Origin of the sequence: Actinoplanes sp. SE50/110, assembly GCF_900119315.1 — a bacterium.
Classification (GTDB): Bacteria; Actinomycetota; Actinomycetes; order Mycobacteriales; family Micromonosporaceae; genus Actinoplanes.
This window is the reverse complement of the sequence record NZ_LT827010.1, coordinates 3,619,606-3,634,916: the sequence shown is the minus strand read 5'-3', so window position 1 is coordinate 3,634,916 and position 15,311 is coordinate 3,619,606. Positions and strand designations below refer to the sequence as shown.

At 68.3% G+C, this 15,311-nt stretch carries 11 protein-coding genes; 8 read left to right on the top strand and 3 right to left on the bottom strand.

Annotation, left to right across the window (positions count from 1 at the left end):
• Window positions 1–86: 86 nt before the first annotated feature.
• Both ACSP50_RS16135 and ACSP50_RS43025 read right to left on the bottom strand, forming a co-directional pair.
• Entirely contained in the window at window positions 87–803 is a 717-nt protein-coding gene (locus ACSP50_RS16135; protein WP_014690292.1) for a M12 family metallopeptidase, read from the bottom strand.
• A complete protein-coding gene (locus ACSP50_RS43025; protein ID WP_157432781.1) occupies window positions 800–1,852 on the bottom strand; it encodes a serine protease in 1,053 nt (350 codons plus the stop codon). Before ACSP50_RS43025 ends, ACSP50_RS16135 begins: the two co-directional genes overlap by 4 nt.
• Before the next feature lie 144 nt (window positions 1,853–1,996).
• Here ACSP50_RS43025 and ACSP50_RS43020 point away from each other — a divergent pair, with 144 nt between their 5' ends.
• The 6 genes from ACSP50_RS43020 (at window position 1,997) to ACSP50_RS16105 (ending at window position 11,304) form a co-directional block, all read left to right on the top strand.
• On the top strand, window positions 1,997–3,463 hold the full coding sequence (locus ACSP50_RS43020) for an effector-associated domain EAD1-containing protein (protein WP_157432780.1): 1,467 nt from the start codon (window positions 1,997–1,999) through the stop codon (window positions 3,461–3,463).
• A 185-nt stretch (window positions 3,464–3,648) separates the two neighbouring features.
• Complete coding sequence (locus ACSP50_RS16125; protein WP_014690289.1) at window positions 3,649–4,461, top strand: MoxR family ATPase; 813 nt, start codon at window positions 3,649–3,651, stop codon at window positions 4,459–4,461.
• Window positions 4,461–7,208, top strand: a complete 2,748-nt coding sequence (locus ACSP50_RS43960; protein WP_014690288.1) for a tetratricopeptide repeat protein — start codon at window positions 4,461–4,463, stop codon at window positions 7,206–7,208. The genes ACSP50_RS16125 and ACSP50_RS43960 overlap by 1 nt, the downstream gene beginning before the upstream one ends.
• 5 nt (window positions 7,209–7,213) lie before the next feature.
• The gene (locus ACSP50_RS16115) at window positions 7,214–9,445 is read left to right on the top strand and encodes a CHAT domain-containing protein (protein ID WP_014690287.1); all 2,232 of its coding nucleotides are present in this window, start codon (window positions 7,214–7,216) and stop codon (window positions 9,443–9,445) included.
• A gap of 101 nt (window positions 9,446–9,546) precedes the next feature.
• On the top strand, window positions 9,547–10,737 hold the full coding sequence (locus ACSP50_RS16110; protein ID WP_014690286.1) for an acyltransferase: 1,191 nt from the start codon (window positions 9,547–9,549) through the stop codon (window positions 10,735–10,737).
• A 3-nt stretch (window positions 10,738–10,740) separates the two neighbouring features.
• A complete protein-coding gene (locus ACSP50_RS16105) occupies window positions 10,741–11,304 on the top strand; it encodes an antibiotic biosynthesis monooxygenase (RefSeq protein ID WP_014690285.1) in 564 nt (187 codons plus the stop codon).
• A gap of 243 nt (window positions 11,305–11,547) precedes the next feature.
• On the opposite strand, the gene ACSP50_RS16100 is transcribed toward ACSP50_RS16105, so the two are convergent.
• The gene (locus ACSP50_RS16100) at window positions 11,548–12,408 is read right to left on the bottom strand and encodes a tetratricopeptide repeat protein (RefSeq protein WP_014690284.1); all 861 of its coding nucleotides are present in this window, start codon (window positions 12,406–12,408) and stop codon (window positions 11,548–11,550) included.
• Between the two features lie 752 nt (window positions 12,409–13,160).
• Here ACSP50_RS16100 and ACSP50_RS16095 point away from each other — a divergent pair.
• Window positions 13,161–14,372, top strand: a complete 1,212-nt coding sequence (locus ACSP50_RS16095; RefSeq protein ID WP_231956944.1) for an SGNH/GDSL hydrolase family protein — start codon at window positions 13,161–13,163, stop codon at window positions 14,370–14,372.
• Window positions 14,373–14,737: 365 nt separating this feature from the next.
• Window positions 14,738–15,145, top strand: a complete 408-nt coding sequence (locus ACSP50_RS16090) for a hypothetical protein (protein WP_014690282.1) — start codon at window positions 14,738–14,740, stop codon at window positions 15,143–15,145.
• The last annotated feature ends 166 nt before the right edge of the window (window positions 15,146–15,311 follow it).

The following is a 15,311-nucleotide window of genomic DNA, read 5'->3' as shown; positions in this document are numbered from 1 at the left end:
CTCCCCGGGTCTGGCGCATGGGTGCCGCGCCGAAGACGGGGCGCGGCACACGCATCCGGTTCGCATGCCCATCAGCGTCGCTCACCCTACCGGTCGGCAGGGGGGTACATGGCGGCGATGAATTGCTTGTCGCCGTCCGACAGGTCGGTGTTCCAGCCGATCTCATAGCCGCCGAGGGTCAGCGACCGGGGCACCGCGTATTGCATGATCGATTCAGGATCATGGTCGGTGAAGGAAATCGTCCCGTCGTTCGCGTACCGGTGCAGCACGTTCGCCTCCGTCTTGGCCGCACTCCAGCCGTGCACGCCGAGGTAGTACTTGTAGACGGCCGGAACGTCCCACGGAATGTCCGCCGCCGGGCTCGCCTGCTCGTGAACGCAGCCGATGGCATGGCCGAACTCATGCAGCACCACAGCTCGCAACTCCTGCGGATCATCGTCGGCGCTGAGGCCGCCCAACTGAATGGTGGGCTTTGCGGACGGCACGGCGAGAGCCTCGGTACCGACGAATGACCAGTAGCCCGATCCGGTGAACGTCACGCGCAACTCGGCGCCGGCCCGGTCGGCGAAGGTGAAGCGCAGATTGGCGTGCTCAAGCCAGGCGCGCGCGATCTCTTCGACCCGCGCCCTGGTCCGCGCGTCGCCGTCCATGAACCGGACAACCAGTTCCTGCCCGGTCTGCCAACGTCGGCTGTCGGCGAAGGCGAGCTCTTTGCCGCTGACCGCGTCAGCCGCCGGTGCGGCACGGAAGGCCACGAGATCGCGCGGTGAGTACTCGGTGAGGCACAGATGGTCGATCGTCATCGTTCACTCCTGGACTCACGGTTGTCGTGGAGGACCCGCTCCAATTGCTGGAGGATCGGCGCGATCAGCAGGCCCTGGTTCCGCCATACGGTCATCACCTCGCCGTCGATCTCCACCGGCTGCTCGACATCGCACAGATGGATCGCGACGACGTTCGCGCCCTCGTCGCAGACCGGGGAACCGGACGAACCCGGCACGGTGTCAACGACGTACTGCAGGTGCTCGTCACTCACGGAGGTAACGGCCTGGTGCTCGAACGCGAGGCGTTTCAGGCCACCTCGCGGGTGCTGAATGATGACCAGCGGATTTCCGGGGAGTACGGGGAACCGGCTACCCACTGTCAAAGGAACCCGGCCGGTCGGCCGCTCCACCCGCAGCACCGCCCAGTCGGCCTCCGCGTCGCCGGCAACCGGGGCGGTCTCGGCCCGCAGCACTAGCTGTGACCCGCGCGGGGTTTCGTCGTAGTCGAAGTTGACGGTGATCGCCGTCGCCGGTCCCAGACCGTCATGACAGAGGTTGTGGTAGGCGGTGAGCAGCAGGCGATCATCGATCAGGAAACCCGTGCCGGAAGCCTCCTCCGTTCCGAATGAGACGGTGAGCAACGCGACACTGCCGACCCGTTCAGCAAGCTCGGAAGCCAGCTCGGTGCGGACAAAACGGGCGCGGCCCCGCAGCAGACGCTGCCGCTGGATCGCGGCCAGCTCGGTGGTCGCGATCCGCCACCGCGGTACGGATCCGCCGTCCGGCGACCCGCCTGGCCCGGCATCCAACAACTTCCGGAATTGGTCATGGTAGGCGGCGACCGCCGGGTCTTGAGCGGCGTGTTCGACGAAACCGCGGCAGATCCCCTGGCGAATCAGGGCTTCGATCAACTCGAAGCAGGTCGAGGCGAGATCTCCGCCCCGGGGAAAAATACCGTGCGCCAGTCCGGCCAGTTTGGCCAGACGCCTCAGCTGTCTCCGCCGGTCGTAGGCGGCCAACAGAAGGTCACGCAACTGCAGAAGCTCGGGCTTGCGCCAGTCCGGCGTGGTGTCGTCGAGTGGGTTCATCCGCCACCACTTCTCGGGTGGATCGCGTGGCTTGCTCGGGGCGGCCATCGTAACCTTGTCGTGCCGCACCATCCGGACGCAATCCCGGAAGGAGACAACCGATCTCGTGAGCGCGACCGATCCTCCTGAACCGCTGTCTCCGTGGTGAGCGCGAGCTGGGACGGGCAGAGACGGCAGCGGCTCCTCGAGCTTCTCCTGGGCGGTTATGAAACCAAGAGACCGTTGCGGCACCTCGCCAAGCAGGCCGGGCTGAAGAACGGACTCTTTCCGGACGGCGGCGATCTCCGGTCCGTCTGTCATGACCTGATCGAGCGACTCGCGAACGCGAAGATCCTGGACGACTTCGTACGCTGTGCGGCAAATGACGTCCGGCTCAGCGGCTCGCGGGAAGCCCTGCTCGATCTGCTCTTCCCTGAGGTGCCCGAGCAGAAGCCACCCGATCGGGTGCTCACCGACAACGAACGCGCCCGCTTGACCGATCTGATCGATCAGTGGGACAAGGCGTCCCGCCTGCCCGACGAGTCCGACGTGGCGGTTCTGGTCTGGACCGCGCTGGGGCACATCGGCCGGGTCGAGCTGCGCGCGTGTCGCAGCGTACCGATGATGATCTCGCTGCTGGATCAGCGCATGCACGCCCTGGGAGCCATGCCGGCGATCCTGCTGTTCCTGGAGCATCTGCTCGCCCATCCCGACATCGCCGTTAGTGAGGAACGCCCCATCCTGCGGCGACTGATCGACGACGTGGCACAGCGGACGCGGGTGGCGCCGGAGAACCGGGGGCCGACAGCTGCGGCCGGTGAGATCCTCGGCCAGGTCATGGTCTATCTCGAACTGCTCGACGAGGATGGTCACCTCCGGCCGGAGGCACTGGTCTACCGGCAGACCGGCAAATCGTATTTCGTCTATCAGTGTGTCGATGCTTTCCCGGATTGGCAGGAGGCCGCCGAACAGGCGATCACCGAGATCGCGCCGCTGCTGCGCCGGTTCGACCCGGGCCAGATCCGGTTCGAGATCGTCGTGCCGTGGCGGCTGCTCGGGGAGCCGATGGACGAATGCCTGTTCGCCGGCGCGGAACTCGGTTCCCAGTTCGAGGTGACCATCAGGCTGGGCGAGCGCCGGATCTTCGCGCTGTACGAGCGTAGGTGGGAGCGTCGTAGCCGGCTCCTGCACGACCGCGGGGACACCCCGGCTGAACATCTTGTGCGGGTGGTGACGCCGGACGCCCGGCCGGGCACGGTGCTGCGGCCCGGACGGCCCACCGACGAATCGGTCGCGGTCATGATCTTCTCGGCTGTCCACCATCCGCCTCGCACGCTGCCCACGCGACACGTCCTGCTGGATGCGTTCCGGGAAGGTGTTCCCGTGTTCCTGTGGTTTCGCGGCGACCAAGATCCCAGCCAGCTCCACGATCTCGTCAAGTCCATGTTGAGCGGCGCGGAACTGAATGGGATACCGGCGGCGGTGCGCGCAAGGCGGCATCCGTCGGAACCGGACGACAGCGACGGGGCTGCCGCAGGACAGCCCATCTCCGTGATCTACGACGACTTCGGAACCCGCCCCCGACGGGGCGGATCGCTGCAACCCGCCCGAGCACGCGGAGGCACGCAATGACCACCACACCCCTCTGGATCTATCGGGGCGACGGCAACCCACACGCCTGGGATGTCCCCCCATCGCCGCCTTGGCGCGAGTTCGCGGGCCAGCCGATGGATCGACCCCCGTCGCCGGACGCACCCGGTTCCCGGCGACGTCGGCACCTGGCTTCCACCTATCGTGCTGAACCGGGCGAGGCACTCATGGTGAACACCGCCATTCACCTGCGCCGTCCGCTGCTGGTCACCGGGACACCCGGGTGCGGCAAATCCACGCTCGCCCTGAGCGTCGCCTACGAGCTGGGACTCGGCGAGCTGCTCTACTGGCCGATCACCAGCCGGACCACGGTCCAGGACGGTTTGTATCGCTATGACGCGGTAGGCCGGCTGCACGCCGCCGGCCTGCGAGAACGCACCCGAGGTCGGGGTGGTGCCGGGACGCAGATCGGCAAATATCTGAGTCTCGGCCCGCTGGGAACCGCCCTGCTCCCCGCCGACCGGCCGCGGGTCCTGCTGATCGACGAGTTCGACAAGGGTGACATCGATCTGGCCAACGATCTGCTGACGGTGTTCGAGGAGGGCCGCTTCACCGTCCCCGAACTGCAGCGCCTCCCGAACCGGACCGTCACGGTCCAGGACGACGACGGCTTGCCGGTGGAGATCGAACGCGGTGCGGTGGAGTGCGCACAGTTCCCCATCGTCGTGATCACCAGTAACGGGGAACGCGAATTCCCGCCGGCCTTCCTACGCCGGTGCATTCCCCTGCGGATCGCGCCGCCGTCGCCCGACAAGCTGCGGCGCATCGTGCAGGCGCACCTCGGCCGTGAGGTGCTCGCCGACCCGCTGGTGCGGGAACTGGTCACCGACTTCGCCGAGATCCTGGAGAAGCAGGACGGAACGTACGCCACCGATCAACTGCTTAACCTGTTGAGCCTGCGCACCGGCGTCAGCAAGACCGACGACGACTGGTCCGCCCTCACCCGGAATCTGCTCGGCCGACTCGACGACCAGCCGTGATGTCTGTCCATGACGAGCTCGACGTCCACCATCTGCTGGACGTCCTCTGGATGGCACGGCTGGTACGTGCCGACGAGACCGGCATCGCCGGCCCGGTGGGTGAGACGGCCGACGCAAGCGCACACACGGCGACGGACGCCCGCCCGAAGGGCCCCGGCTCGCCCGTCGAGGCGCTCTCCGGCGTGGCCGCCGCGGACGCCCTGCATCAACCGGTCACCGCGGCCAGGCTGGGGTCCGGCTCGGCTGCCGGCGGTCGGGCCACCGCGGAACATGCTCATCGAGCGGGAAGAGCCGGGCAACACGGTGACGCGACGCCAGTGACCAGCCGAGCACTACGTCCGCTGCGCCGGCGGGTCCCCCGCCGGGACCGCATCGCCCTGGACGAGGAACGGACTCTGCGCGTCTCTGCAGACCTCGGTCGCCCGGTCGTGATCACCCGACCGCACACCGAACGGTGGCTGGACCTCGCTCTGGTCATCGACGCCTCGCCGACCATGGGCATCTGGCAGGAGAAGGTGGCCGGGCTCCGGACCGCGGTTCGCCGCTCCGGCGTGTTCCGCGACGTGCGGGTGCTACGCCTGGTCACCGACGACGTGGGAGACCTGGCCCTGCTCACCACCGGCGGGCAACGTCACCAGCCCAGTGAACTGCTGGACCGCACCGGGCGTCGATTGATCGCCCTGGTCACCGACGGGGTCGATGATCGCTGGCACACCATCGAGGCGGCTGCGATGCTGGCACGGTGGTCGGCGCACAATCCGGTCCTGACCCTTCAGGTTCTTCCGCCGGCGCTCTGGCACCGCACGGCGCTCCCGCCGCTACCTCTGCGCCCCCGGCAGGTACGTCCCGGCATCTGGCAGTCCACGTCGCCATATCCGGCGGAATACGAGACCTCGAACTGGATACCGGTAGCCGCCGTCGACGACTCGTCGATACATCGGTGGGCATCGACGGTAGTCTCGTCCCGGCCGCCCACACTCGAGCTGCCCGCGATACCGGTCGGCTTCCTGCCGCTGGCCGATCCCGCCGGCCCCGCGATGGCCGACGATCCGGTCGAACTCGTGGCGCTCTTCCACAGCGACTCTTCGCCGACCGCCTTCGCGCTCGCGGGGTACCTGGCATCGGCGCCGATCACACTGCCCGTCGCCCGGGCCATTCAGGAAGACTTGCTGCCGGCCTCCGATACCGGCCATCTGGCCGAGGTCCTCTTCTCCGGCCTCGTCGAGCGGATCTCACCGCCCAGGCCCGAAGAGGATCCCGACGCCGTGGTTTACGACTTCCTCCCGGGCGTCCGGCATGAGCTCTTGCGCACCCGCCGGCGCGACGAGACCTTCCGTGTCCTGCGTCTACTCGGCCGTCGCTCCGCATCGGTCGCCGGCCGGCTCGGCACCGTGGACCTGTTCTCACTCGCCGAGAACCCAAGCGGCTATCTCCGCGACCACCCGGACAGCCGGCTGGCAGCGACCGTCGCGGTCACCGTGCTCGGCGGCTTCGGTGGCGTGTACGCGGACAACGCCACACGGCTCCAGCTCATGCTCGAAGAGACCGCCGCGCCGGCGCCGGCTCTGACGAACCCGCCCGCGCTTCTCCTCAAACCCGCACCCGACGCGACAGCGGGCACACAATGGGCCGCTCCCCTGGAATTGTTCGGCAGCGGCCCCGTCGTCGCCACGGCCAGCCAATGGGCGGAGGTGCACCGGTTGGCCCTCGCCGGCCGCAAGGCAACGATCGCCCGCGACGTCGGCCATCGATTGGCGACGGTATGGTTGCGTGTTTCCCGGCTCGCGGACGTCGCGGCCCTCTCCCGGGCCACCCTGACGTTGGGGCCCGACGCGAACGCGCTCTACGACCTGGGCCGGGCCGAATCCGGCATGGGCCGGTACCGAGACGCCCTGGCGAGCTATGAGCTGGCCCTTCACCTGTACCGGGATGCCGGCGCCCGCGGCGACGAGGCGGCCGCCCTGAACAACATCGCCTTCCTGTACAACAATCTGGGTGATGCGGCACAAGCCCTCGCCTACAGTGAACGGGCACTGTCCATCCAGCGCGAGGTCGGCAACCGCGCCGGCGAGGCGGCCGCGCTGAACAACATCGGCTCTGTCCTCTACACCCTCGGCGACCGACGACAGGCGCTCGACCGCTTCCAGCAAGCCCTGGTCATCCGCCTCGAGGTCGGCGACCGTGGGGGCGAGGCCACCACCCGCAGCAACATCGGCAACGTTCTTCTCGCCCTCGGTGACCGGCAACAGGCCCTCGCCCATCACCAACAAGCCCTCCCCATCCAGCGGGAGATCGGCGACCGTGCCGGCGAAGCCACCACGCTTCACAACCTGGGCTCCCTTTATGACGACCTGGGCGACCGCGGCCAGGCCCTCACCTACTACCGGCAGGCCCTGAGCCTCTGTCAGGAGATCGGGGACCGCGCCGGCGAAGCCGGCACCCTCAGCAACCTCGGCAACCTCTACTACGCCCTCGACGACCGGCAACAAGCCCTCGCCTGCCATCAACGAGCGCTGGCCATCCGACAGGAACTCGGCGACCGGGATGCCGAGGCGACGTCGCGATTCAACCTGGCCGTTCTGTTGTCGCAAACGGAACAGATCGACGATGCAGCCGCTCACCTACGGGAATCCATCAGACTGGCCGAGGAGACGGGTCATCCGTCGCTGGAGCGGATCCGCTCGTTCCTCGACGAATTGCAGCCATCCGGCGGGAAACGTCCGAAGGGCGGTGGGCAGAGCCGGTGAGCAGGATGACCTCATACCAGTTGGAGATCTTCGAACAGATTCCGGGTTCGTACGAGCTCAGACTGGTCGCCCCTGACGGAGCGGTGAAAACCCGCAGCGTCCCTCGGGCGGTTGTCGACGACCTCGTCGAAACAGTGGACCGCTACTACACCGAGCATGCGATCGCCCCCCGCGTATTCGGATCGACACAGCTGCAGGACATCGGCACAAGATTGGCGGGGTTCATCGACGGTGACAACGGTTGGCTGACGCCGTTACTGAGCCCCCCTGGCACCACCGTACGCATCGTCGCCGGGCAACGCCTCCGGCATCTGCCCTGGGAGCTGCTTTTCGACAACGGCTCGTTCCCTGCCGTCGATGACCGTGCCGCACTGCTGACGGTCCGGACACGCGGCACCCGCCAGGTCCATACGGATTCTCCCCTGCCCAGCAACCGTCCGCTACGCGTGCTGTTCATGGCCACTTCGCCCGAGGGGGTGGAACCGGTCCTGAATTACGAGGCGGAAGAGGCTGCCATCCTGGCCGCAACCGCGCGCACAGGCACCGCACTGGTCGTCGAAGAAAGCGGCACTCTGGAGGGTCTGCGCTTTCTCTTCCGGGATTACGGCGCCGGATACTTCGATGTCCTGCATCTCAGCGGACATGCGACGGTCGGCGCCGACGGCGAGCCGGTCCTCCTACTGGAAAACGAGTTCGGCGGGCTGCATCTGGCCACCGCGGACCAGCTGGTCCAGGCCATGGCCGGGCATTGGCCGCGTCTGGTCTTCGTCAGCGCCTGCCTCTCCGCCAGCGCCTCCACGGACGACGCACCGCTCTCCCTCGGGGAGCGGCTCGTCGACGCTGGCGCTCCCGCAGTACTGGGTTGGGCGCTGCCGGTCGGGGACAGTGCTGCGATCGAGTTCGCGGCCGAACTGTACCGGAACCTGGCTGACGGGCAGCCCATCGACGCGGCGGTCGTGGCGGCCCGGCGGCACCTGCACCGGCAGAAGAGTCCCGCCTGGCACCTCCTGCGGGTCTATGCCGACGACACACCGCTCGACGCGATGGTGACACCGTTGCACACCACGGGCCGTGCACAGCTTCGTATCCGACATGCTGATCAGCAGTTTCTCGATCCGCGCACCATGGTGTCCAGGGTTGCCGCTCGCAACCGGTTCGTCGGCCGTCGTCGAGTCATTCAACGGTGCCTACGAACCCTCAGACGGCCCGACAGCCAGGCTCTCGTCCTGCACGGGATGGGCGGGCTCGGTAAGAGCAGCCTCGCCTCCCGCCTGCTGGAACGGATGCCGACACACCAGCACGCGGTCTGGTACGGCCGAGTCGACATGAGCAAGTTCCGGGAGCTCACCGACAAGGTCGCTTTCCCGACGCTGACGAAACACATCGAGGCGATGACGTTGCTGAGCCAGGATGTCGTTCCCCTGTCCGTTCGCCTGCGCTACCTGCTGGATGCGAACGGCCCCCTCGGAGACCTGCCATGCCTCTTCGTCTTCGACGACTTCGAGGACGGCAATCTCGAGCAACAGGACAACGGTCCGGTGCTGTCCGCGGCGATGGCGGAAATCCTGCCTGCCCTGCTCGGCGCCATCCGTGACACCGGCAGCACCAGCCGGGTCATCATCACCAGCCGCTACCGATTCCCCGCACCGACCGGAAGCGGATTGACGGTGGAGTCACTCGAGAGTCTCACCGACGTCGAGCAGGTGAAAAAGCTCGCCAACCTGCCCAACTTACGCCCCGGCTCACCTCTCGACCAGCGCATTCGCGTCCGCGCGATTCAAGCCGCAGCCGGCAACCCCCGCCTGCTGGATTGGCTCGACCTGATCGTGGCCGACGCCACTACCGAGCCGGACGAGCTCCTCACCGCGATCGAGGCGACGGCGGACCGATTCCGCGAGGAGATCCTCGCCGAGAAGCTCCTCGGCTCTCAGCCACCCGAGCTGCGGAGAATGCTCGCCAAGGTCAACGTCGTCGAACTGCCGGTACCAGCGTCGACGGTGACAGCGATGCACGACCACCCGTCCGCTGACCGTCACATCGAACGGGCCGTCCAACTCGGGTTGCTGGAAGAAGGCGTCGACCACGACACCCGCCGCCCCCGGTACCACGTCTCCAACGTGCTGCGCCCACTGATCCGCCCGCTGCTCACCGACGACGAATACGTCGAAGCCTGCGCTGCGGCGGCTCAGTCGCTCTACCACCTCTGGGTCGTCGAGCCGACCAACCGCGAGTACTGACCATGGAGCCAGTGAGCTGAGTCACCTGTAGCGATGGAGCCCTGGCTGGACATGTACAGGCCGGACGCGGATCACACCGCCCGGACCACCAGGAGCAGCCGATGACGACCGCCACTCTCGACCGAACGGCCGTGCGAGGTGACTCCGCCCCCGGGCCGAAAGGCCGGCCTCGGCTGTACGTGCTGGACGCGATGCGGCTGGTGTGCGCGCTGGCCGTGGCCGGCTACCACTTCGGGGACTCCTGGTGGGCGGACGGCACGCATCGACCCGCGTACTTCCTGCCGCACGCGGCGCCGGTACTGATCTACGGCTTCCTGGGCGTCGAGGTGTTCTTCCTGATCAGCGGGTTCGTCATCCTGATGAGCGGCTGGGGACGCACGGTCCGGGCGTTCGCGGCCTCCCGCGCCGCCCGGCTCTACCCGGCGCTCTGGGCGGGCGTACTGATCACCGCCCTGGTCAGCACGCTCCTGCCGATCGAGGGCGGGCTGCCACTCGGGCCGCTGCCGGCCGGCCGGGACGTGCTGGTCAACCTGACGATGCTGGCGGAGCCGTTGAACCGGCCGCTGGTCGACACCGTGTACTGGACGCTCTGGTGCGAGTTCCGGTTCTACCTGATCGTCGCCTGCATGCTCGCCGCCGGGCTCACCGCGAAGCGGGTGCGGCTGCTCGGCGCCGGGTGGCTGACCGCCGCGATGCTCATGCCGGCCTTCCCCGGGGCGGTGCTCAACCAGGTCGTGATGGCCGACTTCGCGCCCTACTTCGTCGCCGGAATGACCATGTTCCTGCTGCGCCGCGACCGTCGCGACTGGTGGGCCTGGCTGCTGCTGGCCGTCTGCTGGCTGGTCAGCCTGCACCACGTGCAGCTGCGGGTGGCGGACCTGCGTCCCGGCTTCGACGTCGCGGCCTGGCCGGCGCCGGTGCTGCTCACCATGGCGTACGGTGTCCTGCTCGTCATCGCCCTCGGCGGCACGGACCGGATCACCTGGCGATGGCTGGGCACGGCCGGCGCGCTCACCTACCCGTTCTACCTGGTGCATCAGCGCGTCGGCTACAGCCTCATCCGTACCGCCCGCACCGCGACCGGGCTGCCCGTACCGACACTGATCGTGGGAGCCGTCCTGGTCCTGCTCACCACGGCATGGCTCATCCACCGCCTGACCGAGCGGCCGCTCGCACCGTACGTCCGCGCTCTCCTGGCGGGTCCGCGCAGCCTGCCGGGCCCGGGGAGAGTGGGGCACGACACTGATCCGCGGGATGACACACGCCGGAAATCCGGGCTTACCACAATGTGAGACATGAAGTCGCCGCCGCAGCTAGCCGTCACCGTCGCCATCACCCGACGGATCGACCCGTCCCGGGATGCGGAGATGGCCGCGTGGGTGCGGGCCGGCGCCTCGCTGGCCGAGACCTTCCCGGGGTTCCTCGGCACCGGTTGGGTCCGCCCCGAGCCGCGCTCCCCGGAGTGGCACATGCTCTACCGCTTCGCCGACGCCGGCTCGCTCAGCGACTGGGAGGAGTCGCCGCAGCGGCAGTGGTGGCTCTCCTCGGCCGAGGGTTTCGTCGAGCACACCCGGGTGGAGAAGCGCACCGGGATCGAAGGCTGGTTCGACCCGCCCCGGGAGTCCCCGATCGACCCACCGGCGCCGGCCGCTCCGGCCCGGTGGAAGCAGGCGACCACCATCTGGCTGGGCTTCTTCCCGGTCAGCCTGCTCTCCGGCTGGTTGCTGGCCCCGCACCTGATCACCCTGAACCTGGTGCTGCGCACGCTGATCAGCACGCTGGTGCTGACCCCGATCATGACCTACCTCGTGCTCCCCCGGATCACCAGAATCCTGCAGCCCTGGCTGCGTCGCGGCTAGCCGGTCACGGCGGCGGCGGGAGGTCTCACTGCCACCGCGCCCGGCGGCTCCCCGGCTCCGTCGGTCGGTTCGAGGTCCTGGCACAGCAGGTACGGAGCTCCGCCGCGTTCGCGTGCGGTTCCAGTGGGCGGCAGGTGTGGTGGCGAAACCGACGGCGCCGGCTGTAGCGCCGCGCCGGGGACGGGAGACGGGCGGTGGTCGAGAAAGTGATCGGTCGCCGGGCTTCCCGGGCAGAACCGCGGCTCAGCCCTCGAGCAGGTCTCGCAACGCCGCCGCGGCCAGCGTATCTCCGCCCTCCGCGGCCTGACGGAAGTGCCATTCGGCACCGACCAGGTCGCCCCGGCGTTCGAGCAGGTTCGCGAGGTTGTGGTGGGCGTGCGTATCACCGAGCTCCGCGCCGGCACGGTAGGCCGCTTCGGCGGCGTCGTCGTCGCCGAGGACATCGGCGTAGACGTTGCCCAGCGGGACCATGCTCTCGGTTTCGCCCAGCTCCATGCCCCGCAGAAGCACGAGGCGCCCCTCCTCCACCCGGCCGGTGTTCACCAGCAGGGCGCCGAGGTCGGCGCGGGCCGAGGGGTAAAGCTCGGCCGCGGCGCGCAGGGCCGGCTCGAGGGAGGGGTCGAGGCTCTGGTCCCACCGCCAGCAGGCCAGTACCGCCGCGGCGAATGTGTTCCCGGCTGCCTCGGCGCGTTCCATCGCGACGAAGGCCGCGGCACGCTCACCCTGCTCCCGCAGGGAAAAGGCCAGCGCAACCGCGCCGCCGCTGTCGCCGGCCCGCTCGGCCTGTTCGTACGCGCGCATCGCGCCGGCCAGGTCGCCGAGACCGTCCAGCACCACGCCGAGGTTCAGCCACGCATCGGTCTCACCACCAGAGAGGGCGAGCTCGTAGGCGTCGACCGCCTCATGAAGGCGCCCCTGATCTCTCAGGGTGTTGCCGAGGTTGAACGCGCCGGCGGGTTCGCCGAGCTCCGACGCTCGGCGGAAGCAGTACTCGGCGCCGGCGGCATCGCCGCTGTCCGCGAGGTCGCACCCGATGTCGAGCAGATCGTCGACATCGGCGGTCGCGTGCGCCCTACGCAGCAGCTCAGCTGAGGTCGTCTCCACGATCTCGATGGTGCCTCACGGGGCAGCCACCGGCTTGCCCGGTCTCGGCAGATCACCTCGGGAGACTCGCACCGACCGACCGGCGGGTCCGGGACCGCTCTGACCGGCCGCAGCAGGCTGTCGCGACCGTCCGGACTCCGACCCTGGTGGCGAGCCGGACACCTTTCACGACCCGCCACCCGAAGGACAAGAAGAGGGGCTGGGCGTCCGTTTGGCGGGAAGTGGATTGACGAGCGTGACGTGTCGACACAGAATCAGGTTCGTGAGAGCGCTCTCCGGCCTGGCCACACCACCTGCAGTCTCACGGAGAGCTCTTCTGCTCCGCCGTAAGGAGACCCGCATATGCGGATAGATCCAGCCGCGGCCGAAGGTCCGCCGCCTCGCATCGGCCGGGCCACGCGGACCGCCGGATCCTGGCAGCCGTCAGCGGCGCGGTCATCCTGTCGATTCTGAGGGGATACCTGGCCCGGTGCCGGCCGCGCCGAGCAACCCGGCGGCGACCACCCCGAGGTGGGCATCGCGGCGATTCCGCTCGAGAGCGGCCCGGCGGGCAGCACGGCGCTGCGGCGAGGCCCGGCTGACGTTGCAGGACCGGGTTCCGAGGTTCAGTTCACCCGGGCAGCGTGTCCTGCCCACCACGGTGACTCCATCTGGGGAAACCGATCAACCCGGATGTCTCCTCGGTGATATTGGAGGTCAACATGTTGCACGGTGCGCGTTCGCCCGGCGGTAGGCGGCTTCTCTATGCCGTTGTGACGCTTGCGGTGGCAGGTGCTGTCGCTGGAGTTTCGTCGGTCGCCGACGCCGCAGTGGTGACGGGTCTCCACTATGTGGCCATCGGCAGTTCCTTCGCGGCGGGGCCGGGCATCTCGCCGGTGCAGTCCAGCACCGGGGCCGCAGCCTGCGCTCGGTCGAGCAACAACTATGCCAGCGTGGTGGCCCGCGACCTGGGAGCTGACCTCACCGACGTCTCCTGTAGTGGCGCAACCACGGCGAACGTGCTGACCACAAGCCAGAACGGCCTGCCGCCGCAGATTCAAGCGGTGACGAGCGCCACCGACGTCGTCACGATCACCGTCGGCGGGAACGACGTCGACTACCTCGGCAGCATGGGGGCGTACACCTGCCAGAACGATGGCGGCTCCACCTGCGCGAGCGTGGACCGTGCGGCGATCGACAAGGCGTTCGCTGATGAGCCCGCACGCCTGCAGAACGTCGTGAACGCGGTACACAGCGCCGCGCCCCAGGCACAGGTTTACCTGGTCAACTACTTCACGATCCTGCCGGACTCCGGCACCTGCTCCGGCGTGCCGCTCACCGCCGACCAGGTGGCGTACGAACGCAGTATCGCCACCCGCCTCGCGGCAGCCACCGCCACCGCCGCGTCAGCCGCGGGAGCGACGCTCGTCGACGTGGCCGCAGCCAGCCACGGGCACGACGCCTGCGCAGCCGATCCCTGGGTCGAGAACGGCCACCCGCCGACCGGACGCACCCAGTACCACCCGAATGCCACCGGAATGAGGAACGCCGCCCAGGTCATCGAAGCGGCGTTGGCCGCCCGCGGTCAGGTTCGCGCCGCCGAGTTCCGCTCCGGTATCGCGGGTAAATGCGTGGACGTCGCGGGCGCGGGAACTGCCGACGGCACCCCGGTTCAGCTGTACACATGCAACGGGACCGTGGCACAGCGGTGGACGTTCACCCCGGGCGCCGGCGGCAGCCTGCGCGTCCTGGGCAAGTGCCTGGACATCAGCAACGGCGGCACCGCCAACTCCACCAGAGTTCAGTTGTGGACGTGCAACGGAACCGGCGCCCAGCGCTGGACCCTCGGTGCCGGCTCGTCATTGGTGAACCCGCAGTCGGGCCGCTGTCTCGATGATCCCGGCGGCTCGACATCCGACGGAAACCAGCTGCAGATCTTTGATTGCAATGCCACCGTCGCGCAACAGTGGACTCCGACGACCTGATTTCCTGGTCCCTCCGTCATCTCTGCGGCTACCGGTTGTTCGTTGAATCCGCGGCCGTATATGCCTTGTCCGTGCTGCCGGTTTCCGGGGCCGGTCAGCCTTGCCCGACCTCGGACGGGTGGCGGGAGCTCGTTGGATCGTGGAGGAAGTCATAGGCCAATCGGTCGGCATTTTCTCAGCTCACCGGCTCCTGAATGACATCGCGACAGCCCTGGGCCCATTGATGCCCGACCGAATTACCGATAAGGAATGTGAGCCTCGTCCCTCTGTCACACGGGCGTCATTTCTGCCGTCTACGTTGAAATGGAAGCTCCGATGCCCATCGGCAGCGCCCACCGTTTTCACCTCCCTGAAGGACGGTTTGCATGTTCCGCATCATCGCCGCATCAGCTGCAACCACCGCCGCTGTCGCCCTGTGGGCCGCTCCCGCTCAGGCCGACGCCCCTCTGATCGAGACCGGCGTGACCGCCGTCTGCAATGCTGCGACCGGCAACTGGGACCTCACCTGGACGCTGACGAACAACCTCAACAGCCCGGCGCTGACCATCACGCAGATCTCCACCCCGGCCCCGGGCGTCGGAACCCTGCCGTCCGTGCCGGGGAACGGCACGGCGCAGGCGCATCAGACCGTTGACGGGGCAGCGTCGAGTGCCCAACTGGACTACGTCGCCGTCTGGACCCAGGTGTGGCCCTCGGTCAGCCGGTACAGCTCCACGACCTGGACCGCTCCTACCGCGAACGGCGACGTCACGATTTGCACCAAGACGGCCTGACGAGACACCGGGACGGCGGTGCGCGGGCGACCGGAGGCCTCCGCACCGCCGTCCCGTACGGCATACCCACACCGGCACATCGCCCCACCGTGGCAGAACCGATGCGGTGGTCTGCTTCATGAGCGCGACGGGCTGCCGCTCACGTGGAGGCGAAGTGCCAACGATC